The sequence below is a fragment of the Bacillus sp. PK5-006 genome, assembly GCF_054161415.1.
Map to the genome: position 1 here is coordinate 2,426,462 of NZ_CP096414.1, position 25,651 is coordinate 2,452,112.

Here is a 25,651-nt window from a genome sequence, read left to right on the forward strand (position 1 = left end):
CAATTGCTAAAGAAAAGTCAAGCGGTCAATTAAAGACAATCGTTTTATTCTCATGAACAATAATGCGATCTTCAAGGTGCCATTTGACAGCACGTGCAAGCACACTGCGCTCAATTGTCCGGCCAATATTTTTTAGGGCTTCCGCATCATCCCGGTGATCGACCCGCTCAATATCCTGTTCAATGATCGGGCCTTCGTCTAAATCATTGGTGACATAATGAGAAGTCGCACCAATTAATTTGACTCCCCGCTCATATGCCCGCTTGTATGGGTTTGCACCAATAAACGCTGGCAGGAAGGAATGATGGATATTAATGATTTTGTTCGGATGCTCTTCAATGAATCCAGGCGTTAAAATTTGCATGTATCTAGCAAGCACAACCACATCAATATCGTACTCTTCTAATAAGGCGAGCTGCTCTTTTTCAGCTTCTTTGCGAATGTCTTTGTTCGCCTTTACATAATGGAATGGGATTCCAAGCGATTCTACTGTATCTTTTGCCGTTTCATGATTGCTGATCACAACTGCGATTTCAGCCATTAAATTTCCGCTTTGCCATTCCCACAGAAGCTCATGCAGACAATGAAGCTCTTTTGAGACAAAGATTGCCAGCTTTTTAAGCTCACTTGCACGCGACATGCTCCACGTCATTTGAAATGATGCTGCGATTGGCTCAAAACTATTTTTCAATTGATCCATATTCGCCGAGATGTCTTTCCAATCAAATTCAATTCTTAAAAAGAACCGGCCGCTTTCATGATCGGTTGTGTATTGGCTCGATTCAATGATGTTCGCTCCGTGCTCAAATAAAAAGGAAGAAACAGCTGATACAATACCAGGCTGATCTGGGCAGCTGACAAGTAATCTGCCTTTTTGCTCGTGCTTTTGTCTGTGTAATTCAAGTTTCTCTGTAATCAATGTTCTCATGTATCATGACCTCATTTGCGTTTTCATTCTAATGAAATATTATACTGGACTGGAAAGAGAAAAAGCAATGAAGAGTCCATTTTTTATTGAATATTCATTCAATTCTGCACCTAGCGTGATATAATGTGAGTAGACCTTTTATCACAAAAGGAGTGATGGAGATGAAAAGCATGACTTTGTTTGGTAAAGTGAGCTTTTGGCTCGGCATCGTATGTCTGATCACAGGTATTTATCTTTTTATGGCCGGTGAGAGACTCATTCCTTTGCTCACATTTGGTGTCTGTTTTCTTCTAGTGAGTCAGCTTTACCGCAAAAATGAAAACGATTCCAATCATCATTCGATGTAACAAAAAAGGGCTAAAATGATTTTTATTTTAGCCCTTTTTCTTCTTTTTCAGCGTGATAGAAAACCATTGCAGGCCTGACAAAGAATGTGTGGGTTTGTCTACATGCTGAGGCTGGCAGACAGATGACAGCCTTTTCTTATTCAATGATTTTTAACCCGACCGCCGCAGATAAAATCAGTGCGATAAAGAATATACGTTTTGCGTCCTTCGACTCACCGTAAAACAGCATGCCGACAATGGCTCCTCCAGCAGCTCCAATGCCAGTCCAAATGGCGTATGCCGTTCCCATCGGAATTGTATTCATCGCAAGAGAGAGCATGAGAAAGGACAGCGAAAATCCAGCTGCAATGAATAAAATCCATTTGACATGCCGGTCTTTCTGGAATTGATTCATCATGGTGACACAAAGCATTTCTAAAATGCCTGCACCAATGAGTAAAAGCCAGCTCATGATTCAGTCTCTCCTTTCTTTTCACCTGTGGTTAGTTTAAGCCCTAATACACCGCTTAAAAGCACCATGATTAAAAGTAATTTCACCAGCTGTACTGGCTCTCCCAGTACCATACCTACTATGACAGTACCTGCTGTCCCAAGTCCGGTGAAAACGGCATAAAGTGTGCCAACTGGCAGTACAGTGGTGGCTTTCAGGAGTAAATAAAAGCTCACGACAATACAAACGATGGTTGCGGCCCATTCCAATAAAGAGTCAGCATATTTCAACCCCATCACCCAGCCAACTTCAAAGATGGCTGCAATCAATACATTTCCCCATTTCATCCGATTCTCTTCCTTTCTGAACGATTCCAAGCAATAAAAAAAGCCCGGAAATCGATCGTTTGATCAAATCTCCCGGGCTTTTATCCCTCCGTGTCCATACGGTCTATTGTCTAGACCCTATGTGTTTTCTCTCGGTCCAGACTGCGCCACCCGCACGGAACCCTAGAAAACCATTTCTTAATAAGCAGATCTGACTTAAAGCAGATTCTGTGTGTCAAAATTGTATCACACCCCGAAATACCGGTCTACCGCTTTGCTTTCCACATGCAAATATACTTGTTCATTTTTCGAAAGAATTTTTATGGAACCGCCGTATACTAAGTGTTAGAAGCAGGTCAACTGATAAAGAAGATTTGCGGGCTGTTTCGCGTGCAGCGGACTGAAGGGAAATGAGCGTATATGACAATCCATTTATTTTTTATGACATTGACGATCAAGCGTAAATACAAGGACATGGAGACCGTACTTTACGAACAAGAAGTTGAAGCATTTTATGAAGAAATGAAACAGAAGCAACTAAAGTATATGAACTAAAACAGGAATGAGAAAAGGAGGAGATTGACATGTTTATGATGCTTGATTGTAAAAAGGATCTATTCCGCATTCCTTAAAGCACGGATACGTCAATGATCACATCGCTGATATAATGAAATCAGATTGATGCGATGAACGTTCAACTTTAGGATGATGTATTTACAGATCATCCGTCGTACCCCAAACAATGCTGAAAAACATTTTATAGAAAATCAAGAGGTGGCTTCATATGATGATGACCGATGAACAAAAACATGAATTTTATCAAGCACTTGTTGACAAGAATCCGCAATATGACGGCACATTCTTTGCCTGTATTAAGACAACCGGTATCTTCTGTCATGCCACATGTACGGCCAGAAAGCCAAAATTTGAAAACTGTGAGTTTTTCTTTACAGCGGAGGAAGCACTGCTGGCAGGGTATCGCCCGTGCAAGCGCTGCACACCATTAACATACCCTAACAGCATTCCTGAAGAAGTCAAAACACTCGTTTCAGCAGTAGAAAAAAATCCTGAGAAACGCTGGAAGGAAGAGGACTTCCGCCAATTAGGGATTCACTCTGCCACAGCTCGAAGAAAGTTTAAAGACATTTACGGCATGACCTTTGTTCAATATGCAAGATCACGCCGAATGGGACTTGCCTTTAAAGAAATTTTGAACGGAAAAAAAGTAATCGATCAGCAGGTCACTTTCGGCTATGAATCTTCAAGTGCCTTCAATGATGCATTTACGAAAATCATGGGAAATCCTCCCAAAAAAGCGCAGATTCACATTCTCTATGCTAATTTTATTTCCACACCGATCGGGCGGATGATGAGTGTGACAGATGCCACACATGTGTATTTACTGGAGTTTATGGACAGGCGGGGACTCGAAAAAGAAATTGAAACATTAAGAAAGAAGCATCATGCCCGCATTTTAGTTGGAGAAACAAACGTCCATCAGCAATTAGCAAAGGAATTGGCCTTATATTTTGAGAAAAAGCTGACCAAGTTTACTGTACCGCTTTCCTTACATGGCACCCCTTTTCAAATGAAGGTGTGGGACCAGCTCTCACGCATTCCAGCAGGCGAAACGAGATCCTATCGAGATCTAGCCACGAAACTAGGCGATCCGCATTTGGTTCGTGCTGTCGGTAATGCAAATGGTGCCAATCAATTGGCGATTATCATTCCCTGCCACCGCGTGATTCAAACAAGTGGTGAGCTTGGAGGCTACGGCGGAGGGATTGAACGGAAGAAATATTTGCTTCAGTTAGAACAGCGTGCATAAAAAAACGGCTCTGCTTATTCGGTAAGCGAGCCGTTTTCTCCGTTACGGGTGATGCTGTATACATCAATGATTTGGTCCCATTTTGAAATGGTTTTTTCTTTTTTCATGCCCATTTTTAAAGCGACCTTCACCGACGCTTCATTCTCAGGACGAATTAGGCTGACCATCCGTCTGACCTTCATTTCTTCAAATCCATAGGTAAGGCAGCCTTTTGCAGCCTCAGCAGCATAGCCATTCCCCCACGCCGCTTTCTTTAGCATATAGCCAATCTCAAGCTCGGTTTGTCCTTCAATGTTTTGCAGGACAATGCCGCTTTGTCCAAGTCGTTCATTTGTTTCTTTATCTTCAATGATCCATAGAGAGGTGTGGTACATGCGGTCATTTTTTTGATTCCATGCAATCCACTCTTTTGTCTGCTGTTCATCCTTCAAAGAAGGATAATACTTCATCACTTCTTCATCCTGGAACAGCTCGTCATATAAAAATGACGCATCATGTTCATTCATCGTTCTCAGTTTCAGGCGCTCTGTTTCAAATACTGTTCTTGTTTGAACTGTCATTGATGATCCCCCCTTTTTTACTTGCTAAAAATATCTCCGAACAAACCATTTGAATCTGGGGCAAAGTAATGGAAGCCCGCACCGGTTAAACTTGCAGCCAGCGCTGTCCACATCATTAAACTGACGGTCATCCACACCGCGACTTGCTTTCTTTTCGTTCCAAAGCTCATGCACATCAAGGCTGCTAAATGACTGCCGATGATAAAAGGTCCTATGAGCGCTAACCCAGGCAGACCGTATCGTTCCCAAATTTTTCTCGCGCGCAGCTGCTTTTTCTCTCCTTTTTCATCACCTTTTTCCTCTTTTCTTTTTAACCACCATGCTTTAAACCGATCGACGAACACAATGAGAAGCAAGACTGTCAAAAAGTTGCCGATGAATCCAATCACAGCCGTTGTCACAGGATGCAGCCCACTTAAGATTGCGAATGGAACGACACCAATCACTTCAAAAAAAGGCAAGGCAGCCAATACAAAAACGAGTACATATCCCCATACAATATCCAAAAACAGAACCCCTTTTCATTTTTGTCCTCTCCCCATTGTAATGAAAAAGACAATCCCATTTCTACATTTTTTTAGAAAAAGAAAAGCACATCGGATAGGATGTGCTCAGTTTACATTCGTATTTTCATTTTTCTTATTTGTCCGGCGCAGTACAATGAATATAAGCCCTATTAAAATCACAATAGATAGCAGACTTTGCAGCAAAATCACACTTGGTGACGTCCAGCCAATCCATTCGAATATGAGCTGCGGTCCGAAAAAGATAATCGGAATCAATGAAACGACATTCGCCTTTAAGATTGCATTAAATACAACGATACATAGCAGCATGAGCAAAATGACGCCCCACCTTTGACCAGAAGTAAGGACAAGTAGTGGTGTGCCGACTTTTTGATCCAATAGTTTGATTGTGACCATCGCTGTCAGCTGAAAGATTCCTAACATCCAAAAGTAGAGAAATACCCGGCTGCTTGTTTGAAAAGCGGACGCTCTAAACATCACAATGATCATGATGACATTGGCCACTAAAACGAGCGGATATCCAATCAAAGCAAACCAAGAATAGGATAAGTTTTGGCTGATTGCATCTGCTAAAATCATGTAAAAAAGCGATCCAATTAAGAAAGCACTGACGAATGGCACCCAGTCTTTATGGTTCCCTGACAGCTCTTTTGCCAGTTCATCAGCATAGCTCCGCGGATCTCCGCCGAACACATCCTCACCTGTTTTGCCGTCTTTTTCAGCCTCAACCGCATGTGCTGTCAGTTCGTCCATCAGCTCATCGATTTCACCCTGATTTTTTCCCTTTGATATGAGATAAAGTTGCAGCTCTAGTAGAATGTGTCTTGTTTCTTTTGATACCATAATCTCACTTCCCTTTTTGTAATAAGCGGTTTACATTTTTTGAAAGCTCATTCCAGCGGTCAATAAACTCTGTGAGCGCTTGTTCTCCCGCTTGTGTGAGCGTATAGTATTTCCTTTTCGGGCCGGTCGCTGACGCTTTTGTGACGGTGGTCACCAGCTGTTCCTTTTGCATACGCAGCAAAATCGGATAGATGCTGCCTTCACTTATTTGATCAAACCCATAATGCGCGAGCTTCTTCGTCATTTCATACCCATAAATTTCACCCTCAGAAATAATCGACAGCAGGCAGCCTTCTAAAATTCCTTTTAGCATTTGTGTGGATGTTGTCATGATTGTTCCTCCGATTCCAGTACCTTGCATCACAAGATAGCTTTATCTTACCACATACTATCTTGCCATGCAAGATACTGGCACAGAAAAAAATCACCGCTAAAAGGGTGATTTTTACGCCCAAGGCTTATCTGTCCCAAGTGCGTCAGCAAGCGCCTTACTATGCTTTCGGCGGCTTTTTCTTTCCTCTGCCCGCTGCTTCGCTGTTTGATGAAGCATGATCTCTTCCTCTGTTTCCGGCATCACCTGCGGGACTCGTTTAGGCTTTCCGTTTTCATCTAATGAGACAAATGTCAGAAATGAAGTTGCTGCGAGTCTGCGCTCTCCAGACATCAAGTTTTCTTTAATGACTTTGACGAACACTTCCATAGAAGACGTACCCACCCATGTGACATAGGATTCCAAGCATACGGACTCCTTTTGTCCAATCGGCTCTAAAAAGTCAACAGAATCCATTGAAGCTGTGACCGTTTCACTGCGGCTGTGTCTTGCAGCCGAGATGGAGGCAATGTCATCTATATAACTCATTAATTTCCCGCCAAATAACGTTTGGTGGTTATTCGTATCGAGAGGGAACACCCTGCTGGTTTTAACAACTTTCGATTCCTTGCAGTATTTGAAATTTTCTTCACTCATCATCATAGCTCCTTCTTGCTGTTTTCGTGGATGCGGAACGACTTTTATTAAACACTATTCTTTTAGGTTTGTCTAAACTTTTAGCTTTAGTCTTATGTGAGAGATTTTCTTTCGGAAATGTTTCAACCATGGCTAGAAGAAGGAATAATAGAACTATGAATGAACAAGGAGGCCATTTGATGGATTCTATGAGAGCAGAGCAATTATACAAAATGCCCCAATGCATGAGTGAATACGACGATTTAGAAGAAGTTCTTTTATGCAGTCCTATTTATATGGAAATCAAACAAATTATTAACGAAACCCAGAAACATTTTGCGAAAGAAAATATTTCTCAAATGAAAGCAGTCGCTCAGCATAAGCAATTGATCCAAACCCTTAAAGAGAATCAAGTACGGCCCATCCTGCTCCCGGCGAATGACCGCTTCCCTGAGCAAGTCTTCACTCGGGATATTGGGTTTACGATTGGACATACACTGTTTGTTTCAAGTATGGCCGCTCCGGTTCGGCAAGGGGAAGAACAATACCTAAAAGAATGGGCACACGCAAAAGGGTGGTCAGCTGTCACTTTGACAGACGGAACGATTGAAGGCGGCGATGTGCTTGTAGATCAGAACCGTGTGTTTGTTGGCACGAGCAAAAGAACCAGTCCAGCCGCTATCTATCAGCTCAAAAAGGAACTGCCTGATCATGACATTATTCCGATTCACCTTCCTCCTCACATTTTGCATCTTGATTGTGTGATGAATATTCTGTCTCATGATGAGTTATTAATTTACCCTGAAGCGCTCAAGCAAAAGGACCTTCAGCTGCTCAAAACGTATTATAATTTGATTGAAATCAGTGAACAAGAGCAATTCACACTTGGACCAAATGTTTTATCCATTGGGCAGAAAAAAGTGATCAGCTTGCCCAGCAACCAAGAAACAAATGCTGCGTTAACCGCTCACGGATACACCGTTATTGAAGTGGAATTTTCTGAAATTATTAAATCTGGCGGCTCTTTCAGATGCTGCACATTGCCTATTCGGCGTTCATCTATTAAAAAAGCCAGCATGTAGAACAGCTTGTCTACTTGCTGGCTTTTGTCTAGCTTGTCCTATTTTCTATTATATAAATGACAGGCGACTTCATGTCCTTCTTCCACCGCTTGTAATGCCGGCTTTTTTTCAGCACACACATCCATTGCGGCAGGGCATCTTGTTCGAAATACACAGCCGCTTGGCGGGTTCACTGGACTTGGAATTTCTCCTTTTAAAATAAACCTTTTGCGCTTGTCCTCTACGTCAGGATCTGGAATGGGGATTGCAGACAGCAAGGCTTGTGTATATGGGTGAAGCGGTGTTTGATATAATGCATCACTTGTCGTCAACTCGACGAGATGGCCTAAATACATCACACCGATCCGGTCGCTAATATATTTCACCATTGACAAGTCATGTGCAATAAAGAGAAATGTTAATCCTTCCTCTTTTTGCAATTTTTTCAGCAGATTCACGACCTGCGCTTGAACGGAGACGTCTAGTGCAGAAATCGGCTCATCTGCCACAATAAATTTTGGCGCTAAGGCAAGTGCTCTTGCAATGCCGATTCTCTGCCTCTGTCCTCCGCTAAATTCGTGCGGATAGCGGGTGGCAAAATCATAGCTTAATCCTACCGCTTCGAGCAGTTCTTTCACGCGGGCAATCCTTTTCTTTTGACTCCCATAAAGCTGATGAATCTCCATTGGCTCAAGCATAATATCTTTTACTGACAGTCTTGGATTTAACGAGGAATACGGATCTTGAAAGACCATTTGCATTTGCCGGTTGAAATCAAATGATTCTTTTTTAGAAAGGTGGTGAAGACTTTTCCCTTCATATAAGGCTTCACCATCTGTTGGTTCATAAAGACGCATGAGCACTTTTCCAAGTGTGGATTTGCCGCAGCCAGACTCACCAACGAGACCAAAGGTTTCACCTTGTTTCAGCTGAAAAGAGACACCATCCAGCGCTTTTAAGGTTCTCCCTTTCGATAGATGAAAATGTTTTTTGAGGTTGTTTACTTGTAAAAGTGGTTCAACTGTCATGTTCGCTCCTCCTCTCACTTGGTAAATACCGCCTTGCACCTGCCCATTCCTTTTCATATGAAGTGCCAGAAAGGGAAAGAAGCTCAATTTGTCTGCCGGTTTTAGGCGAATGAAGCATCATCCCGTCCCCAGCGTAGATCCCTGCATGGCGGACCGCTCCCTTACCGTTTTCATTTGCAAAAAACAGCAAGTCGCCTTGTTCTAAATGGCTTGATGTAACCGGCGTTCCTTGAACTGCTTGGTCACTTGCGTCTCTCGGCAAAAGATATCCGCACGCTTTGTACATGCTGTAAGCAAAGCCTGAACAATCATAGCCAAAGCTGCTCATGCCTCCCCATAAATAAGAAAGGCCAATAAATTGTTTTCCTGCGTCTACGACATCTTTGCCGGTCATAGAGAAAGCTTGCGATACTGGGCGTACATCCGCTTTGTTGATTTCTCTTATTCCTAATGGGGTGACAACATGAAATTGATCAACTGTTTCTTTGGCGGCTGCCAGCTCTGTTAAAAAGCTAATCTCCATATCAGGTTCCCCGTTTTGATAGAGTGTGGCTTTTTTCTGACAAACGATAAGAGATGCACCTGACGCACTTCCCTCTGTTACTTGTTTTAATTGCTCAGCAGGCATATAGCCTGGATAGCCTTGCGGATGTTTCCGGCTGGCCTGCTGCGGAATGACGACTTTCATCCAGCCATCTGTCTCTTCTAATCCAATCACTCGTTCGCCGAGCAGTATTTGAGATTGAATCAAATTTTCTTCACATAAAGCCAATTTGTCTTCGTATGTTTGCTGGTCAATCCATTCTTTGATGTTGATGGAGTCCTGTAGTACCTTTTGATCGATTTCTCTCGGCGAATGCGGCGCTGTCCATACGTTAGCGACTGGAACCTTTGATTCGTATATCATCATGAGACTCCTTTCACCCCTTGAATGCCTAACCCATGATGCAGCGGTAAAAATATATCTTTTCCTTTGTACACGATTCCTCCGTCTATCATGTCCTCTTTCAGCATAAGCGGGGCATCAAAATCGCAGCGGGTGATATTCGGCTGGCTTGCGGCGAAATGTGCCGCTGCTGTAATGCCAAGCTTTGACTCAATCATACTGCCAACCATGCACTGAACACCGTATGCTTCGGCAAGGGCATTGATTTTTAATGCTTCTTTTATGCCGCCTGATTTCATTAATTTTAAATTGATCAGATCGCAGCTTCTCGTTTCAAGCACCTTGATCGCATCATGAAAACTGAAAATGCTTTCGTCTGCCATAATCAATGTTTCAGTTGCTTCCGTCACACGGCGCAAGCCTTCAATATCTTCTTTTGGCACTGGCTGTTCTACTAATTCAATATTCAGCGCTTCCATTTTTCGAATGGCTGTGATCGCTTCCTTCCACGTCCAGCCCTGGTTTGCGTCGAGCCTGATCTGAATATCCGGCCCGACTTTTTCTCGAATCCGCTTGATCCGCTGAATATCCGTGTGTATATCATCTTTTCCTACTTTGATCTTTAACGTCTGAAAGCCTTCAGCTGCGTATTGCTTCGCATCTTCTGCCATCTCAAGCGGACGGTTTACACTGACCGTATAGTCGGTTTCGAGCTGATGACGATATCCGCCAAGGTATTGATAAAGCGGAAGCCCTGCCTGCTTTGCTAACCCATCATAAATGGCCATATCGATTGCAGCTTTTGCGCTTGTGTTGCTTGCGAGCACGCGGTTCATAGCAGAATAGATTTGTTCATATTCTGTCAAAGAAGCCCCGAGCAAAATGGGTCTGATTACTTCACAAATGGCATAGTCGATGCTTTCCAGCGTTTCTCCTGTAATCACCGATGTGGGAACTGCCTCGCCGTAACTGACGTCACCTTGATCATATGTGATGATGACGATCAAGGATGCTGCGTCATACACCGTTCTTAAAGCGGTTTTGAAAGGCTTTTTTAACGGTACACTCGTTCTGCATGTACGAACATCGACAATTTTCATTTGATCGCCTCTTTCGCTGCAACGCCTGGAGAAATGTGCAGTTTTTTCCCTGCGGCATCTAGTGCAGCCTGCACACCCATCGGAAAGGCAAAGTTCGGTGATGAATGACCGATCCGAAAGCCGCCGAGTGCAGGTTTCTTTTGCGGAACAATATAGGTTTCCCACAGCTGTTCCAAGGTTAAGGACTGGTCTTTCTTTTTTGGTTCACATTGATGAAAATCTCCAATGATGAATCCAGCCGCATCATCCAATTTTCCAGCAGAGGTGAGGTGCTGCATCATGCGATCGATTTTATAAGGCTCTTCGTCAATATCTTCAATGAACAACAGCTTTCCCTTCGTATCAATTTCAAAAGGTGTCCCAAGTGTTGTCACGATGAGAGCAAGATTCCCTCCTATGATGTCACCTGAAACGGTGCCGGGGTAGAAGGTATGAAGAGGTGACAAGTGATGCGTATACGTAAAGGCCTTCGGCGTGAACAGCTGTAAAAAGGTATCCTTCGTATACGGATGGACCTCTTCAAGTCCCACATCAGAGGAAAGCATTGGACCATGAAAGGTCACAAGACCGGTCTGCTGCTGGATGGCCGTATGTAAAAACGTAATGTCACTATAACCCCAAAAGATTTTTGGATTCCGGCGAATGAGGTCATAATCAATGGCTTCCGCAAGTCTTCCAGTTCCGTACCCTCCGCAGGCACAAATAACTGCTTTGACTTCTGGATCTTGAAACATGCCATGAAGATCTTCCACTCTTTCATGATCACGCCCTGCTAAATACCCGTACCGTGAATCGAGATACTTCCCTTTTTTCACCTTCAGCCCAAGGCTCTCTAAAAAGGCAATCCCTTTTGCTAATTTCAATTCATCAGGCGGGCTTGCTGGTGCGATAATCCCCACCGTATCCCCTGTTTGAAGCGCCGCTGGCAGCTGGTTCATGCCAATCCCCTCTTTCTCTTTATTTCTTACAATCTATGGGCATTTTCTCCATAACATGAACAAATAAAGGAACTGACGCTTTTGTTCAAAGCGTCCCATATTGTTGACAAAGGGCTAAAATGATCTTTATTTTAGCCCTTTGTCTTCTATTCAGCGTGACCTGAAAACCTTTGCAGTCTAGAAAGTACGAGCACTGGAGCGGAGCGAATTTGACATTCGTGAGCACCGAAGCGCAGGACTGACAAAGAAGGCGAGGGTTTGTCCGCGCGCTGAGACGCTTTTGTTCAAAGCGTCCGTGTTCCTCATTCCCTTCAATTACTCTCCATCTACTTGCGCCCATTTCAATTCGATATACCCAACAGGGTGGCGGACAATTCCCTTCACGCCCTCTTTTTGCAAATGAACTTGGTTATAAAAATGAATTGGAATGATCGGTGCTTCTTCAATGAGAAGTGCCTCTGCATCATGAAGGATGCTGTTCCTCTTTTGTTCATCTGCTTCCTGGCTTGCCTTTTTCATCAGCTGATCATAGGTGTCATTCGACCATCCAGTCCGGTTCATCGCATTCCCTGTTTGGAAGCTCTCTAGGAAATTGATCGGATCTGCATAGTCTGCTAAAAATGAACTTTGTGAGAATTGGAATTTCAGTGCCTTTTGATCTTCTGCAAATACATTGGCTTCCATGTTTGCAAGCTTCACGTCCACACCCAGCGCTTCTTTTAATTGCTGCTGGATGGCTTCAGCTTTTTTCTTGTTCTCAGGCTTTGTGCTATATGTTAATGTGACAGGCGGCAGCTTTGAATAGTTCTCTTCTTTCAGCCCTTTTTCTAATAGCTTCGCAGCTTCACTCGTATCTTGTTTGACAAGATCACCGCCAGCTTCTCTGAAATCCTCACCCTTTGAATCTAGAATCCCCGGTGAAACGAAGGCACGGGCTGGCTTCTCTTTATTCTTCGTTACATAATCCACGATATCTTGCGGATTGATCGCCATTTGAAAGGCTTTGCGAATGTTCTTATTTTGAAAAGGTTCCATGTTCACATTCAGACGATAAAAGAACAGTCCGGCCTGATCTTCAATTTGTACATCTTTATTTTTCAGCAAATTTTCACTTTGTTCTGCTGGGACGAAGGCAGTATCTAAATCTCCCGATTGATACATTTGATAATCAGTGTTTCGATCGCTGATCATCAGCCACTTTACCTGATCCAGCTTGACTGATTTTTTGTCCCAATACGTCTCACTTTTTTCCATAGTGAAGCTCTCATCATGCTTCCATTCTGTCAGCTGAAACGGTCCATTCCCAACAAAGGTTTTGGCATCCTTTGCCCAGTTTGGATCCTTCTCTGCTACCTTCTCATTGACAGGGAAAAAGGCAGGGTTTGCGGTCATATTTAAGAACGATTTCTGCGGGTATGCCAGTGTGACCTTTAGCGTTTTGTCATTTTCAGCACTGACTTTTACATCCTCTTTCTTTCCTTTTCCGCTGTTAAATGCCTCTCCGCCTTCAATCATGTAAGCTAAGAACGATGCAGAAGAGCCTGTTTTCGGATCAAGCAGACGCTTCCACGCATATTCAAAGTCACTCGCTTTCACTGGATCACCATTCGACCACTTGATGCCGTCTCTTAAATGAAATGTGTACGTTTTTCCATCCTCTGAAATTTCCCATTTTTCCGCCATTGCAGGAGATGGTTCGTGCTTTTCATTCAGTCTTGTTAATCCCTCCATTAAGTTATTCAGACCTTGCCACGATACATTATTAAAACCAATCGGCGGGTCAAATGACGTCGGTTCGTTTTCGTTATTTAAGGTTAATACTTTCTTTTCATTCTTGTTGGTTGATGATCCTTTACCTGCTTGCTCATTGGCTGTACATCCTGCGAGCAGCATGATGATGAACAAACAAACACTAATGATCCACCCTTTTTTTCTCATCAAAAACTCCCCCTTTGTGTTGAAGATAACATCGCTTGGTTCGCTCGCTCATCCTGGAGCCAGCAATGCACTGTATGAGTAGGTGACCGCTGCGTTTCGTGCGGCATGATATGATCGCACACTTTCATGGCAGCCGGGCAGCGATCGGTATACGGACAGCCCTTTGGCGGTGCAAATAAATCAGGCGGGCTTCCTTCAATCGGAATCAGTTCATCTTTCATATCAAGTCTTGGAACGGATTGCAGGAGTCCTTTTGTATAAGGATGCTGCGGACTGTAAAAAATATCTTGCCTTGTTCCGGTTTCAACCATTTTCCCTCCGTACATGACTGCTACCCGGTCGGCAACTTGGGCTACGACCCCTAAGTCGTGTGTGATTAAGATAATGGTAACCCCTGTTTTCCTCTGAATCTCTTTAAACAGTTCTAAAATTTGTGCCTGTATGGTCACATCCAGCGCGGTCGTCGGTTCATCTGCGATCAGCACCTTTGGCTCACAAATCAGTGCCATGGCAATCATGAGCCGCTGCCTCATTCCCCCGCTGAATTGATGCGGGTATTGCTTTAATCTCTCCTTCGGCTGCGGAATACCAACCAAATCAAGCATCTTTATGGCGGCTTCTTTCACTTCTTTTTTCGTCAGCTTTTGATGCTCTTTCGCCGCCTCCATCAGCTGATCCCCTATTGTCAAGGTAGGGTTCAGTGCCGTCATCGGATCTTGGAAGATCATCGAAATATCGACACCTCGTATGGCGCGCATTTCTTTTTCAGATAATGACAGCAAGTTGCGGTCTTGAAACCAGATTTCTCCCTGATCGACATGCGCGCTGTATGCAGGCAGAAGCCTCATAATGCTTTGTGATGTCACACTTTTTCCGCAGCCTGATTCTCCCACAATGGCTAAGGTTTCTTTTTCATATACATCGACATTCACTCCGCGTACTGCTTGAACTGAACCGCCGTATGTCCGAAAGCTGACGTGCAGATCGATGATTTGTAGAACTTTTTTCAAAGCGCCATCACCTCTTCATCTTTGGATCAAGCGCATCTTGCAAGCCATCACCTAAATTGTTAAAGCAAAACATCGTGAGTGAAATAAAAAATGCCGGAAAAAATAAACGCCACCAATGTCCATTGTCTGACAGCACAGTCGGCAAAGCATCATTGGCCATCACGCCCCAGCTTGCAAACGGTGCTTGAATACCTAACCCGAGAAAGCTTAGGAACGCTTCAGCAAATATCGCGGTCGGCACAGTCAGGGTCATCTGAACGATAATCGGCCCCATCGTATTCGGCAGCAGGTTGCGGCGAATGATCCGCAGGCTTTTGGCACCAAAGGTCTTTGAGGCAAGGACATATTCCTGGCTTTTCAGCTGAAGAACCTGACCTCTCACAATTCTTGCCATTCCAATCCATCCGGTGACAGTGAGCGCTACAATAATGGTGACAAGCCCTGGACCCATCAGCACCATCAATAAAATGACGACAAGTAAATAAGGAAGTCCGTAGAGCACCTCGACAATCCGCATCATGACATGGTCATAGCGTCCGCCTTTATAGCCGGCTATGCCCCCATAAATCACACCGATGGCAAAATCAATCAAGGCTGCCATGACACCCACAAATAACGAAATGCGTGCTCCGTACCAAGTACGAGTAAACACATCTCGTCCAAGCTCATCTGTTCCAAACCAGTGAGCAGCTGAGGGCGGCAGATTTTGCATCGAAAGACGCTGCTCTGTCACACTATTTGGCGCAAGCAATGGGCCTAAGACTGCCATGACAAAAAGAAAAATCAGAACCGATAGACTAAACATCGCAAGCTTATTTTGCTTCAGCCGCCTCCATGTATCTGCCCAATAGGAAAGAGAGGGTCTTTTAATGGCATGGGCTTCTGTTTTCTTTTGCTCTCGTGGAGAAAACCATTCGTCCGGCACTTCAGGATGCCTGTTCGGTGGATCATGCTGAAGGTGTATACTCATGCCTTTCCTCCTTTCTGATGCAGCTGAATCCTTGGATCAAGGAGACGATACGCCACATCGACAATGAAGAGAAGTGTGATTAAAATAATGCTGTAAAAAACAGTGGTTCCCATGATGACAGGATAATCACGGTTGTTTATGCTCTCGACAAAGTATTTTCCCATTCCAGGAATGGCAAATATTTTTTCAATGACAAAACTTCCTGTTAAAATACTTGCGACAAGTGTTCCAAGAATGGTCACAACGGGTAATAGTGCATTCCGAAGCGCATGTTTAAATACAATTTTAAAGGGAGAAAGTCCTTTTGCTTTGGCCGTACGGATATAGTCTTGCGACAGCACTTCAATCATGCTCGACCTCGTTAACCTGGCGATAATGGCCATTGGGCTGACAGCAAGGGCGATTGTAGGCAGCACCATATGCATTGGACTTGTCCACATCGCTGTAGGAAAGAGCTTCAAATTGACAGCAAGCTGCTGAATTAATAAGGTAGCAAAGATAAAGTTTGGAATGGATATACCGAATACAGCAATCGTCATGGCGATGTAATCAATCAAACCATTATGCCGGAGGGCAGCCATAACCCCTAGCAGAATGCCAGAGATGACAGCAATCAATATTGAGATAAGACCAAGTTCTAATGAGACTGGGAAGCCTCTCGCCAATAGATCATTGACACTTTCAGAAGGCTTTTTAATGGAAGGACCAAAATCAAAGGTAACAATGGATTTTAAATAGATGACATATTGAACATAGAGTGGTTCGTCTAAGTGATAGTAGCTTTCGAGGTTTCGCTGGACGGTTTCGTTTGTATTTCGTTCTTCATTGAAAGGCGATCCTGGGATGACCTTCATTAAAATAAACGTTAAAGTCGTAATCGTTAAGATCGTGGCAATCATCGCAATAAAACGCTTGAGCAAAAAGCTGGCCATCTGCTGTCTCCCCCTCGCTTAACAAAATGTTGTACGTGCGGCAAGCTCTGTCATGACAAGCATCGCTTGATAGGCTTCTAATATATTGTCTGCCTGGTACGTCACCGTCGTTGTTCCTTCTATGATGGCAGTACCCGGCATTAAATTTGCCCATTCAGCTTGTCCATAATTGGCAAACTCAATCTTAAGCAGCGGCTGATCAGGAGGCGTCAGCGGCTTCATTTGATCAATCTGTTTCATCGCGGCTTCCACTTGCTGCGAGATTTGTTGATTGACTTTGGCAGGAGGTAAGCATTTCACAGCAGATCTTGAGATTGTCTCTTTCACTGCCACTGTTTTCACACCAGGCATCAGCTTTTCTGCCTCAAGTGCTGCTTGATCATCCCCGCAAACAAGAATCACCGGCACACCATAGTAGCCTGCAACATACGCATTAAAGCCCATTTCACCAATTGGATGATCATTTATGTAAAAATGTCTGACCCCAAAAATCATACTGTGTGACATCACACCTTTCATTGATGCCCTTGCATGATAGCCTAAAAAAACAGCTGCATCATAGGTTTGATCCAATCCTTGCACCATTGAATAAGGCTTTACGTCACCTGATATGAGAACTGCCTCTTCATGCAGTTCTTCGATCAAAAGATTATTCATTTTAGAATGACTGTCATTCACCAAAATGTCGGTGGCACCATGCTGAAGAAGTGCATCTACACAAGCATTCACTTCACCCGTCATAATGCGTCTGCCACGCTCATAGTTATGCTGGCGTGAATCAACAAATGTATGATCAGCTAGACCAGTAATTCCCTCCATATCGACAGATAGATAGAGCTTCATTCCCATCCCCCTTTAATTAAACATAAAATTTGTGTATATTTTTCTAAATTTTCTAAAAAATTATATGAGAACTTGATTGATTTTTCAATACAATGTCCGAAAATAAGGAGTTTAGACTCAGATAATACAGGTCAAACGGCTTTTTTAGAAAGGATTTTTTTAACAAATAAAACACCACTGACTATGTCTTTAGTGGTGTTTATCCGCTTCGTTAATCTGCGATTTCAGCTGTTCATATTTCTTCATGGTTTGTGTAAATAAATCATCAAACATCTGAGGTGCCTGCTGTTGAATGACCTCAGCACCTTCTCCTGTAATTCCCCCTTTTGTCGCCACTCTATCGACAGTTTCAGCAAAGGTTAGGCCTCGTTCTACGAGGATCTGGCCAGTTCCTAAAAGGGCATACGTTAAAAATTCATTCGCTTCCTCTAAGGAAAGATCACTATTTCTCACAGCCGCTTTCGCCATTTCTTCAAAAAGAGCAGCGATAAAACCAGGAGATGAGCTTGTCAAATTGCTCGCCGCATCAAACCGGTCTTCCTCTACTTCCCTGACGATGCTAAAAGCTGAAAGCAGCCGGTGCAAACGCTCCTTGTCCTCACGTCCTGCGGCTGCACCATGCGCAACAAGGGACACGCCTGTCCCAACAGCTGACGTGAGCGTTGGGATGTATCTGGATACTGGCTGCGCTGTATGCGCCTGTAACTTTTCTAATGTCACAGCTGCTGCTACTGACACAATATGTACCGCTCTCCCTTTAGAAGGCAGCTGATCCAGAACATTTAGTACAGCAAGCGGCGGCACGCAGACAAACAATATATCACATGACGCAGAAAGTTCATCTAATGAACAAATGTTGATTTCTTGGTGCTTTTCTTTGAGCTGATGAAGGCGCTCCGTTTCACTTCTTGTATGGATCATGATTTGATGAGCATCCAGCACCCCATTTTCCAGCCACTTTTGCACCATCATATCAGCCATACTTCCATATCCAATGATTCCAATTGTCTCCACAGTTTAATCTCCTCTATCTTGCTTAGATTCACTACTTATTTTAACAATTTCCCACAATGTTTTCATTTTTATCCCACACTTTTTTCATACGATAAAGTCAGTCCCCACCACATACGGTAAAACACCCAAACACATACATGAAAAATCATTGAAAGAGAGTGATTGAAATGACAGAGCACAAAGATGACAAACAAATAATTGAACAACCTCAAAAACAGAAAAAGCCAAACGGCTGGTTTAAGCCATTTGTCAGCGGTGTTGTAGGCGGTACATTAGCGTTAGGTGTCTACGTTCTTACGCCATATGCTCAGCATTCATCAGACAGCACCGCAAATGATTCGGCAGCAAAAACAGAAGCAGTATCGACAAATCACACGAATTCGTCAAAAGCAACAGCCGTCCAAACATCAAATTCATCAAGCAGCATCTCAAGCATGGTCGAAAATGTATCACCAGCTATTGTCGGCATTACAAACTACCAAGCGCAAACTCAAACAGACACGAGCTTTGGCGATTTCAGTACGCCTTTCGATGAATCACAGCAAAACAAAAGCAGTCAAGAGGAAGAAACCGGTACAGGCTCAGGAGTCATTTTCAAAAAATCAGGCAATAAAGCCTATGTCTTAACAAACAACCACGTCATTGAGGGGGCAAATAAACTAACCGTATCCTTACACGATGGCAAAACCATTGAAGGAAAACTCGTTGGAGCTGATCCGCTCACTGACTTAGCCGTTGTGGAAATTAGCAGCAGTCATGTGACAAAGGTTGCGGCATTAGGCAATTCCTCCTCACTGCGTGCTGGGGAAACCGTCATTGCGATCGGAAACCCGCTTGGTGAAGATCTTTCAAGAACAGTGACACAAGGAATTGTCAGCGGCGTCGACCGAACAGTCTCTATGAACACATCAGCAGGCGAAAGCAGCATTAATGTCATTCAAACAGATGCAGCTATTAATCCTGGTAACAGCGGCGGTCCGCTTCTGACGACAGACGGAAAGGTTGTGGGGATCACGAGTATGAAAATCTCTGAAACAGGTGTTGAAGGCATTGGGTTCGCACTGCCAATCAATGATGTCAAACCAATCGCTGATCAGCTTCTCACAAAAGGAAAAATTGAACGTCCATATATCGGCATCAGCATGCTGGATCTCGAACAAGTTCCAGATGTGTATCAAAAAGAAACTCTCGGACTTAAAAGCAGTCAGCTCAATCAAGGCGTGTATGTCAAAGATATCGCCGCAGGTTCACCTGCCGCCAAAGCTGGCTTAAAGTCAGAGGATGTCATTACCGGCATCAATGGAAAACAAATCAAAACTGGCAGCGAATTACGTCATGAGCTATACACGAATGCAAAAGTAGGAGACACCGTGAGCATCACCCTCATTCGAAACGGAAAACAAGAAACAAAGCAGGTCACATTAACACAATCTGAATCTAAGCAGGTCAGTTCCTAATGAAAAAGCAGCTCAGTTGATGAGCTGCTTTTTTTATGACGACTGAATTGGCGTTAATCTTTGTTCAATTTCTGCTCGTTTATGCTCTAGGAACGGCGGAAGGGCTAATTGATCGCCAAGTACATCCACCCCTTCATCGACTGTAAACCCAGGACCATCTGTTGAAATTTCAAATAAAATACCATTTGGCTCTCTAAAGTAAAGAGCTTTAAAGTAAAAACGTTCTACAACACCAGAGTTCGTAAAGCCTGCTTTTGAGATTTTTTCATACCATTTTTCAAGCTCTTCTGCATCCTTCACGCGAAATGCGACGTGATGCACACTGCCTCTGCCGGAACGTTCAGAAGGCCCTTCTGTTTTTTCAATCACATGAATTTCTGTTCCAGCACCGCCATTTCCTGATTCAAAAATGGTCACGATCTCACCATCATTTGATTGTTCACGTGCTCTTTCAGTGAATCCAAGGATGTCTGTTAAAACACGGATCGTCTTATCAGCTTCTGCAACAGTTAATTCAACTGGACCTAAACCTCTAATCGCAAACTCTGCCGGAATATCGTCATGCACTGGCGGTGAGCCTGCCTCTTGCGTATTCGGTTCTACTGTTAAAAACAGCTGCTGTCCTTCTGGGTCTTTAAAACGCAAAGCAGGTCTTCCGCCTCTCAAGGAAGCTGTTTCTTGCTGCACGCCTTTATCTTCAAACCGCTTTTCCCAAAACGTGAGTGCCTCTTCAGAAGAAACGAGAAGACCTGTGCTTGTGATCGCATTTGTCCCTTCCAAACGGCGGGCAAGCATTGGAATTTCAAAGAATGTTAGCTCTGTTCCTGGTGAAGCGACCTCGTCTCCATAAAACAAATGATACATAGACGGGTCATCCTGATTGACTGTTTTCTTTACAAGTTTTAAGCCAAGGATTTGGCGGTAGAAATCAACATTTTTCTGAGCATTGGCTGTTAACGCAGATACGTGGTGAATCCCATTGATTTTCATTATTTTCACTCCTATTTTAAAATATCTCGAATTCGAGATAATATCCTTATGAATAAAATAGTTCATTTTTCAAAAAAAGTCAACCATTTGGCTGCACGTTTACTGGATGTTCGGTTTCCGGTCATTAAATTAACATTAAATCAAAAATAAACTTTCATTGTTCGTTTTTAACACAACATTTACCCTAATATCTCCAATAAATGAACACTTTTAAATACAAATACGAAAATCAGAAAATTTTTTTAATTCTTGTTTTCCTAAAATCGTATTACAATGAACAAAATACATGTCACAGTAACGTACGAAAGTGATGCAGGAGGTCGTGTGTAATGAACAAAGAACAACCAGCGTTAAAACAAGACATCGGCTTATTTTTCGCCCTATCTCTTGTCATCGGGACCATTATCGGCTCAGGCGTCTTTATGAAGCCAGGCAACGTCCTTTCCTATTCAGGAAGCTCAGACATCGCATTATTCGCTTGGCTGTTAGGTGGAATCTTAACCCTTGCAGGCGGACTGACTGTCGCTGAAATTGGTACACAAATCCCGAGAACCGGCGGTTTGTACGCCTATCTTGAAGAAGTGTATGGTGAATTTTGGGGCTACTTATGCGGCTGGGTGCAGATTATTATTTACGGACCTGCCATCATTGGTGCACTTGGTCTTTATTTTGGTTCATTATTAGCCAATTTATTTTCTCTATCGACTTTATGGTCTACAACGATCGGCATTATCACCGTTTTATTTTTATGTATTATTAACATCATGGGAACAAAATACGGCGGATTTGTTCAGGGGCTGACCACTATCGGAAAGCTTGTCCCAATTGCCGCGATTATTGTGTTTGGCATATGGAAAGGTAACGAAAACATCTTCATGGCCGTCAACGATAGTATCGCTCAAATGAACTTCGGTGCAGCGATTTTGGCTACGCTGTTTGCCTATGATGGCTGGATTTTACTTGCTGCGCTTGGTGGTGAAATGAAAAACCCTGAGAAACTGCTTCCTCGCGCGATGGCAGGCGGAATTTTAATCGTGACGGCTTGTTATCTCTTTATTAATGTCGCACTTTTGCACGTACTGCCAGCTGATCAAATTGTCCAGTTAGGTGAAAATGCGACAAGCACTGCTGCTACCATGCTCTTTGGACCAATTGGCGGGAAAATCATTAGTATTGGGATCATCATCAGTATCTTTGGCTGTTTGAACGGAAAGGTTCTTTCATTCCCACGTGTGATTTTTGCGATGGCAGAGCGAAAGCAGATTCCTTTCGCCAACGCGATTTCGCGGATTCACCCAACGTTTAAAACACCTTGGATCGCTGTATTTGTGCAAATTTTGATCGCCATTGTGTTTATGATCGTCAGTAATCCAGAGAAGCTGTCTGAGGTGTCGATTTTCATGATCTACATCTTTTATGTCATGGCCTTTTTCGCCGTCTTTAAGCTGAGAAAACAAAACAGCGGAATGAAGCGTGCGTACAGTGTACCACTTTACCCGCTGACACCGATCATTGCGATTATCGGTTCATTATTCGTTTTAATCAGCACCATGATCACCGATTGGAAAAGCTGCCTGATCTCCATGCTGATCGGGATGGCCGGACTGCCTATTTATTATTATATGAAAAAAGCACAAAAAAAAGCAGAGCACTAATCAGTGCTCTGCTTTTTTTCCTTCTTCTCAGCGTAATAGAAAACCTTTGCAGTGTAGGAAAGACGGCTACCTTTGCGAAGCGAATTTGACATTCGTGAGCACAGGAACAGAGGCCTGACAAAAAATGCGAGGGTTTGCCTACACGCTGAAGCAGAGCGCTAAACGGTCTCTGCTTCATTTTTTATATTGTTTGATCACTTTGTATGATTCGTTTAAATATCTCATGAGCCGGTATGGCTTACTAAGCACGCGGATTGGGAGTCTTGAGATAAATCCATTCAGGTTCGACTTATATTCCTGCGTGATCCGCTTTGGCTTTGTTGCTATTTTCTCGTATACTTCCTTGTAAAATTCCTTCATGATGTCGACTTGCACACTGATCTTTTGATGACACTCTGTACACTCAACGCTTTTCATCTGATCATTCACATAAACGATGCTGTGGAGGGTCTCTTCTTGGCACCGAGTACAGTGTAGGTTTGCTTCCATTTCGGTTTGCTTCAAGATACACAGCTCCTTTCTCGTTTGATGTTGCTCTTGTTATATCATTCGAACGCTGCCAGTCTTTTATTGAACGGATGCTTCCTTTAAAATGGCTGCCGCCGTTAGTTCGTCTGTCACCAGTACTTGGATGAAGCCGCCATTTAAAGCCCCTAAAATGCTCTCAGCTTTATGGGTGCCTTCTACAACAGCGATGACCGTTTTGACGCTCTTTAATTGTTCCAGCGATAAGCCAATGACCTTCTGATTCAGTTCATCTTGGACAGGTTTTCCTTCTCCATCAAAGAAACGAAAGCCAATATCACCGACAGCCCCTGATTGCCTTAAACCAGATAAGTCCTCTTCTTTTAAATAACCGACTGTTTTTAAAGTTGACCCTTTATGCGGGTTGCCAATACCGATGAGGGCAATATCCACATTTCTGCCTTCTTCAAGCACAGCTTCTATGTCCTGCATCGCCATAAGCCGTTCTTTTAATTCTTCTGTTTCTAAAATCGCAGGGGCATATAAATAGGAACACGTGCCGTTCATTTTCTTTGCCAGCTCATATGCCAGCTGATTGGCATGAATGTCGACCGCCTGCCTGCCCATTCCGCCTTCTAAAGGAATGACCTTCACATCATTTCTTCGTTCAAAAGGATATTCTTTGACAAGCTCAGCAAGCGTCGTGCCCCATGAAATACCGATTTTCTCCGCATCTTTCATGTTTTTAGACAAATAATAGGCGCCTGCTTGACCGACTGCCCGCTTCACCATCTCAGACATTGTCCCGACACTTGGAACAACGACCGCATCTGTTAATTGAAAGGTTGTTTCTAGCTGCTTTTCAAGTTCCACCGTATGAATGCTTTCGTCTTTAATGTACACTTCAACGATTCCCACATCTTTTGCTTTTTGTAAGAGCTTTGAAATGACTGGTCTTGAGACATTGAGCTTTTTTGCAATTTCCTGCTGCGTCCACCCGTCTGTATAATAAAGATGAGCAACTTTGACGAGCTGTCGTCTTTCTTCCCAATTCAGCATGTGACATCATCCTTTTAATATACTATGATTACCAGTATACCAAACATTCGTTTCCAATTGGAACAATTGTTATGAAAATGACAAAAAGAGCGATTAACTCTCCGCTCTTTTTCCCTCAGTATATTTCGGCTGATACGTTCTCCCTCCGTCTAACAGGATAATTTGTCCGTGCAAATAACTCCCCTCGCCACGTGTGAGAAATAAAGTGAGTCCTGCAATATCCTCAGGCTTTCCTAATCTTCCGATGGGAATAAGTGATTGCAGCTGCCGTTTCTCCTCTACAGTAGGATAGAGCGTATCAAGCATTTGAGATTCAATGACGCGGGGGGCAATCACATTGATGCGTATATGATGCGAGCCTAGTTCTTTTACGAGCGAACGCATCAATCCAAAAGCCCCTGCTTTTGATGCATAATATTGAATACCGCCGCCTGATCCGGTGATTGCCGATCCCGATCCAATAATGACAACACTGCCTTCCTGCCGCTCACACATATAGGGTGCCAACGCTTTGATGCAATAGTAAAGACCATATAAGTTCACAGCCAGTGTCTTTTTCCAAAGTGAAAAATCGACTTCTAAAAAAGGCAGTGATTTTGTCATTCCTGCTGAATACACAAGGTGAGCAATACCGCCCAGCTCCCTTTCAGCTGCTGATATCATTTGCTGAACACTTTCCCACGATGAAACGTCAGCTTGAAATATCAGCAGCTGGGGATACTGTGTCTTTAAGAGCGAAAGTCCCTTTTCGTCTATATCTGACACGGCGACTTGGTGCCCTTCTTTTAAAAATCGCTCAGCAATTTCTTTTCCGATCCCTTGGGCTCCGCCAACGATGAGAACTGGTTTTTGCACATTAGCCAGCACTCTCACCCCCATCAAGCATAATCGCCGCGCCATCTGTAAATGCACCATAGGATGTACTGAGAAACACCGTCATATGGGCCACAGTCTCCTTGATTTGCTCTGTATCAGGAACCAAATCGAGAGGCGGCGGCAGCAGCGCAAGCACCCGGATACCTTTGTCTTTAAATTCTCTCGCTAACCCTTTTGTCATGGCATTCAGCATAGAATTCGATGTAGCATGTGAGATCCCGCCATCACCTGTGATACTGCCTGATGACGATATATTAATGATGCAGCCTTGCTTCTGATCAACCATATGCCATACAGCAGCCTGACTGGAAAGAAAGACGGTATTCACAGCCGATTCCACTTCATCTACCCACTCATCTGGGCTCACGTCATCAAGCTCCGCGTCTGCTCCTTGTTCAGCTTGATTGACCAAAATATCCAGTTTACCGCATGTATCAATCACTTGCCTCAGCATCCGTGTGGCATCACGCGGCGTTTCCAGCGGGTTCTGAATGATACTCGCTTGACCGCCCATTTTTTGAATGTCTTCACGAATGGTTTTAGCCTTTGATTCATCATGAAACGTGTGTAAAAAAACATGTGCACCTGCCCGGGCTAAAGCCAGGCAGATGGCTTCTCCAAATCCATCTGTGCTACATGTCACAAGTGCCGCTTTCTGATGAAGCTGGACGTGCACATGCATCTCCTCCCTATC

At 43.6% G+C, this 25,651-nt stretch carries 29 protein-coding genes and 1 riboswitch; of the genes, 6 read left to right on the plus strand and 23 right to left on the minus strand.

The window, feature by feature from the left end; translation table 11 throughout:
• Nucleotides 1-25 precede the first annotated feature (25 nt).
• A complete protein-coding gene (purU, locus tag M1D84_RS12555) occupies nt 26-928 on the minus strand; it encodes a formyltetrahydrofolate deformylase (protein ID WP_135031931.1) in 903 nt (300 codons plus the stop codon).
• 161 nt (nt 929-1,089) lie between these two features.
• On the opposite strand from purU, the gene M1D84_RS12560 reads away from it, so the two are divergent.
• Nucleotides 1,090-1,275: a hypothetical protein gene (locus tag M1D84_RS12560; protein WP_024424637.1), complete on the plus strand. Its 186-nt coding sequence runs from the start codon at nt 1,090-1,092 to the stop codon at nt 1,273-1,275.
• A gap of 136 nt (nt 1,276-1,411) precedes the next feature.
• On the opposite strand, the gene M1D84_RS12565 is transcribed toward M1D84_RS12560, so the two are convergent.
• Together M1D84_RS12565 and M1D84_RS12570 are read right to left on the minus strand one after the other, a co-directional pair.
• Complete coding sequence (locus tag M1D84_RS12565) at nt 1,412-1,726, minus strand: DMT family transporter (protein ID WP_024424636.1); 315 nt, start codon at nt 1,724-1,726, stop codon at nt 1,412-1,414.
• Nucleotides 1,723-2,052 (minus strand): DMT family transporter, encoded by a 330-nt coding sequence (locus M1D84_RS12570; RefSeq protein ID WP_025092310.1) that lies wholly within the window; start codon nt 2,050-2,052, stop codon nt 1,723-1,725. Before M1D84_RS12570 ends, M1D84_RS12565 begins: the two co-directional genes overlap by 4 nt.
• A 67-nt stretch (nt 2,053-2,119) precedes the next feature.
• Nucleotides 2,120-2,229: riboswitch (guanidine-I (ykkC/yxkD leader) on the minus strand.
• Nucleotides 2,230-2,451: 222 nt separating this feature from the next.
• On the opposite strand from M1D84_RS12570, the gene M1D84_RS12575 reads away from it, so the two are divergent.
• Nucleotides 2,452-2,586, plus strand: a complete 135-nt coding sequence (locus M1D84_RS12575; RefSeq protein ID WP_073204910.1) for a YrzI family small protein — start codon at nt 2,452-2,454, stop codon at nt 2,584-2,586.
• 229 nt (nt 2,587-2,815) lie between these two features.
• Nucleotides 2,816-3,859 (plus strand): bifunctional transcriptional activator/DNA repair enzyme AdaA, encoded by a 1,044-nt coding sequence (locus M1D84_RS12580; protein WP_025092309.1) that lies wholly within the window; start codon nt 2,816-2,818, stop codon nt 3,857-3,859.
• 14 nt (nt 3,860-3,873) lie between these two features.
• Here M1D84_RS12580 and M1D84_RS12585 read toward each other — a convergent pair whose 3' ends face one another.
• From M1D84_RS12585 to M1D84_RS12605, 5 genes are all read right to left on the minus strand, one after another.
• Nucleotides 3,874-4,419: a GNAT family N-acetyltransferase gene (locus M1D84_RS12585; RefSeq protein WP_024424633.1), complete on the minus strand. Its 546-nt coding sequence runs from the start codon at nt 4,417-4,419 to the stop codon at nt 3,874-3,876.
• Nucleotides 4,420-4,436: 17 nt separating this feature from the next.
• Entirely contained in the window at nt 4,437-4,925 is a 489-nt protein-coding gene (locus tag M1D84_RS12590; protein WP_025092307.1) for a small multi-drug export protein, read from the minus strand.
• Between the two features lie 105 nt (nt 4,926-5,030).
• Nucleotides 5,031-5,789, minus strand: coding sequence for an HAAS domain-containing protein (locus M1D84_RS12595; RefSeq protein WP_332284517.1), 759 nt, complete (start codon nt 5,787-5,789; stop codon nt 5,031-5,033).
• A 4-nt stretch (nt 5,790-5,793) separates the two neighbouring features.
• The gene (locus M1D84_RS12600; RefSeq protein WP_024424630.1) at nt 5,794-6,120 is read right to left on the minus strand and encodes a PadR family transcriptional regulator; all 327 of its coding nucleotides are present in this window, start codon (nt 6,118-6,120) and stop codon (nt 5,794-5,796) included.
• Between the two features lie 114 nt (nt 6,121-6,234).
• On the minus strand, nt 6,235-6,756 hold the full coding sequence (locus M1D84_RS12605; protein WP_008346212.1) for an acyl-CoA thioesterase: 522 nt from the start codon (nt 6,754-6,756) through the stop codon (nt 6,235-6,237).
• 179 nt (nt 6,757-6,935) lie between these two features.
• Between M1D84_RS12605 and M1D84_RS12610 the strand changes: the two genes are divergently transcribed.
• Nucleotides 6,936-7,817, plus strand: coding sequence for a dimethylarginine dimethylaminohydrolase family protein (locus M1D84_RS12610; protein WP_056766256.1), 882 nt, complete (start codon nt 6,936-6,938; stop codon nt 7,815-7,817).
• 38 nt (nt 7,818-7,855) lie between these two features.
• Here the strand turns inward: M1D84_RS12610 and M1D84_RS12615 are convergent, their stop codons facing one another.
• The 10 genes from M1D84_RS12615 to proG all read right to left on the minus strand — a co-directional run bounded on the left by M1D84_RS12615 (nt 7,856) and on the right by proG (nt 18,455).
• Nucleotides 7,856-8,824, minus strand: coding sequence for an ABC transporter ATP-binding protein (locus tag M1D84_RS12615; protein WP_024426800.1), 969 nt, complete (start codon nt 8,822-8,824; stop codon nt 7,856-7,858).
• The gene (locus M1D84_RS12620; RefSeq protein ID WP_332284523.1) at nt 8,814-9,731 is read right to left on the minus strand and encodes a C40 family peptidase; all 918 of its coding nucleotides are present in this window, start codon (nt 9,729-9,731) and stop codon (nt 8,814-8,816) included. Before M1D84_RS12620 ends, M1D84_RS12615 begins: the two co-directional genes overlap by 11 nt.
• On the minus strand, nt 9,731-10,810 hold the full coding sequence (locus M1D84_RS12625; protein WP_332284525.1) for a mandelate racemase/muconate lactonizing enzyme family protein: 1,080 nt from the start codon (nt 10,808-10,810) through the stop codon (nt 9,731-9,733). Before M1D84_RS12625 ends, M1D84_RS12620 begins: the two co-directional genes overlap by 1 nt.
• Nucleotides 10,807-11,748 (minus strand): S66 peptidase family protein, encoded by a 942-nt coding sequence (locus tag M1D84_RS12630; RefSeq protein WP_025092301.1) that lies wholly within the window; start codon nt 11,746-11,748, stop codon nt 10,807-10,809. Before M1D84_RS12630 ends, M1D84_RS12625 begins: the two co-directional genes overlap by 4 nt.
• A 315-nt stretch (nt 11,749-12,063) precedes the next feature.
• Complete coding sequence (locus M1D84_RS12635) at nt 12,064-13,686, minus strand: peptide ABC transporter substrate-binding protein (RefSeq protein ID WP_029706688.1); 1,623 nt, start codon at nt 13,684-13,686, stop codon at nt 12,064-12,066.
• Complete coding sequence (locus tag M1D84_RS12640; RefSeq protein WP_024424623.1) at nt 13,686-14,696, minus strand: ABC transporter ATP-binding protein; 1,011 nt, start codon at nt 14,694-14,696, stop codon at nt 13,686-13,688. The genes M1D84_RS12635 and M1D84_RS12640 overlap by 1 nt, the downstream gene beginning before the upstream one ends.
• Nucleotides 14,697-14,703: 7 nt before the next feature.
• Nucleotides 14,704-15,666, minus strand: a complete 963-nt coding sequence (locus M1D84_RS12645) for an ABC transporter permease (RefSeq protein ID WP_024424622.1) — start codon at nt 15,664-15,666, stop codon at nt 14,704-14,706.
• Nucleotides 15,663-16,598, minus strand: coding sequence for an ABC transporter permease (locus M1D84_RS12650; RefSeq protein WP_024424621.1), 936 nt, complete (start codon nt 16,596-16,598; stop codon nt 15,663-15,665). The genes M1D84_RS12645 and M1D84_RS12650 overlap by 4 nt, the downstream gene beginning before the upstream one ends.
• Nucleotides 16,599-16,616: 18 nt before the next feature.
• Nucleotides 16,617-17,441, minus strand: a complete 825-nt coding sequence (locus M1D84_RS12655; RefSeq protein ID WP_151862994.1) for a M55 family metallopeptidase — start codon at nt 17,439-17,441, stop codon at nt 16,617-16,619.
• A gap of 189 nt (nt 17,442-17,630) precedes the next feature.
• A complete protein-coding gene (gene proG, locus M1D84_RS12660; RefSeq protein WP_073204883.1) occupies nt 17,631-18,455 on the minus strand; it encodes a pyrroline-5-carboxylate reductase ProG in 825 nt (274 codons plus the stop codon).
• Nucleotides 18,456-18,622: 167 nt separating this feature from the next.
• On the opposite strand from proG, the gene M1D84_RS12665 reads away from it, so the two are divergent.
• On the plus strand, nt 18,623-19,912 hold the full coding sequence (locus tag M1D84_RS12665; protein ID WP_458106260.1) for a S1C family serine protease: 1,290 nt from the start codon (nt 18,623-18,625) through the stop codon (nt 19,910-19,912).
• Nucleotides 19,913-19,945: 33 nt separating this feature from the next.
• Here the strand turns inward: M1D84_RS12665 and M1D84_RS12670 are convergent, their stop codons facing one another.
• Nucleotides 19,946-20,902 carry a ring-cleaving dioxygenase gene (locus tag M1D84_RS12670; protein WP_034623409.1) on the minus strand — a complete coding sequence of 319 codons (957 nt, stop codon included), beginning with the start codon at nt 20,900-20,902 and terminating at the stop codon, nt 19,946-19,948.
• Between the two features lie 329 nt (nt 20,903-21,231).
• Between M1D84_RS12670 and M1D84_RS12675 the strand changes: the two genes are divergently transcribed.
• Nucleotides 21,232-22,557, plus strand: a complete 1,326-nt coding sequence (locus M1D84_RS12675; protein ID WP_025092292.1) for an APC family permease — start codon at nt 21,232-21,234, stop codon at nt 22,555-22,557.
• Nucleotides 22,558-22,731: 174 nt separating this feature from the next.
• Here M1D84_RS12675 and M1D84_RS12680 read toward each other — a convergent pair whose 3' ends face one another.
• The 4 genes from M1D84_RS12680 to M1D84_RS12695 form a co-directional block, all read right to left on the minus strand.
• Nucleotides 22,732-23,061 (minus strand): bh protein, encoded by a 330-nt coding sequence (locus M1D84_RS12680; protein WP_034281483.1) that lies wholly within the window; start codon nt 23,059-23,061, stop codon nt 22,732-22,734.
• Between the two features lie 63 nt (nt 23,062-23,124).
• Complete coding sequence (locus M1D84_RS12685; RefSeq protein WP_024426787.1) at nt 23,125-24,081, minus strand: sugar-binding transcriptional regulator; 957 nt, start codon at nt 24,079-24,081, stop codon at nt 23,125-23,127.
• Nucleotides 24,082-24,174: 93 nt separating this feature from the next.
• Nucleotides 24,175-24,960: an SDR family NAD(P)-dependent oxidoreductase gene (locus M1D84_RS12690; RefSeq protein ID WP_025093463.1), complete on the minus strand. Its 786-nt coding sequence runs from the start codon at nt 24,958-24,960 to the stop codon at nt 24,175-24,177.
• Nucleotides 24,938-25,639: an SDR family NAD(P)-dependent oxidoreductase gene (locus tag M1D84_RS12695; protein WP_243837375.1), complete on the minus strand. Its 702-nt coding sequence runs from the start codon at nt 25,637-25,639 to the stop codon at nt 24,938-24,940. Before M1D84_RS12695 ends, M1D84_RS12690 begins: the two co-directional genes overlap by 23 nt.
• Nucleotides 25,640-25,651: the final 12 nt, after the last annotated feature.